This is a genomic window from Microcoleus sp. OTE_8_concoct_300 (assembly GCF_031383065.1).
Classification (GTDB): Bacteria; Cyanobacteriota; Cyanobacteriia; order Cyanobacteriales; family Microcoleaceae; genus Microcoleus.
This window is the reverse complement of sequence record NZ_JANMZH010000179.1, coordinates 1-1272: the sequence shown is the minus strand read 5'-3', so window position 1 is coordinate 1272 and position 1272 is coordinate 1. Positions and strand designations below refer to the sequence as shown.

Annotated in this window: 2 protein-coding genes; both read left to right on the top strand. The window is 44.6% G+C overall.

The genetic code is table 11. The features are described from left to right. Positions 1-764: pyridoxal-dependent decarboxylase (locus ACUVJL_RS08675; RefSeq protein ID WP_445245471.1), on the top strand; the 764-nt coding region annotated here is incomplete at its 5' end. 51 nt (positions 765-815) lie between these two features. Then, positions 816-1272 (top strand): AMP-binding protein (locus tag ACUVJL_RS08670; RefSeq protein WP_445245470.1); only part of this gene is annotated, 457 nt, incomplete at its 3' end.

Here is a 1272-nt window from a genome sequence, read left to right as displayed (position 1 = left end):
CAACAGCAACGGGTTCTATAGATCCTCTACCAGAAATCCTAGAACTACAGGCTGAATATGGGTTCCGCATCCATGCAGATACTGCCTACGGCGGCTACTTTATGTTGGTAGATAATCTTGATGCCGAAGCCAGAGCCGCTTTTGACTGTCTCAAACAGGTTGATTCCATTGTTGTCGATCCGCACAAACATGGACTCCAACCTTACGGCTGTGGCTGTATTCTGTTCAAAGATCCCTCTGTTGGGAAGCTTTATAAACATGATTCACCTTACACCTATTTTAGTTCTGAAGAATTGCATTTAGGTGAAATTAGCTTGGAATGTTCCAGAGCGGGTTCATCGGCGGTGGCACTTTGGGCAACTCAACGGTTATTACCTCTAATTCCAGGTGGTGAGTTTGCTGGTTATTTGAGTAAGTCGAGAACAGCAGCACTGACTTTGTTTGAGAAACTGCAAAATGATGCGCGATTTATAGTAGCTTTCCCGCCACAATTGGACATCGTTGTTTGGGTTGTAAAATCTCAGAGTGCGAGTGAATCTTCACGATTGGCGAAGGAGATTTTTAAAGCAGCAGCAGAGGAAAATCTTCACTTAGCTCTAGCTAATCTACCGAAAGAACTATTTTTAGAGACTGGGGAAGGTATCAATTGGGATCAGGAGTCTATTACCTGTCTGCGTTCTTGTTTGATGAAACCGGAACATCTAGATTGGATTGACCGAATTTGGCAAACGCTTGACTCAGCAACAAACAAGATATTAATGTAAATCGATATGAAGTCAATATTTAAAAGCATTAATGAAACCTAATTAGCAAAGATGGATAGTCTATCAAACCAGTGCATTCACCATCTCTTCCAAGAACAGGCGTCCAAAACTCCGGGGAAAATCGCTCTGGTAATGGGAGACAAAAAGCTCACGTACTCAACAGTGAACGATCGAGCTAATCAACTTGCTCATGGGTTGAGAAACCTTGGGGTAGGGATAGAAATCCCCGTGGGGATCTGCTTGCGACGATCGCCATTCGCAGTAGTCGCCATTCTGGGAATCTTAAAAGCAGGTGGCGCTTATGTCCCCGTAGATCCAGACTACCCAGAAGCCAGAAAACAGTACATTATTGAAGATTCTGGCTGTGGAGTCCTAATCACAGAAAAGTCCCTCCTGAATACCCTTCCCTCCTTTAAAGGACGAATTCTGTTAGTAGACGACGAATCTCGATCGCAACAAGATGGACGACAAGATCATGCGGCCCAAGGTCCGCACCACCAATTCGCGG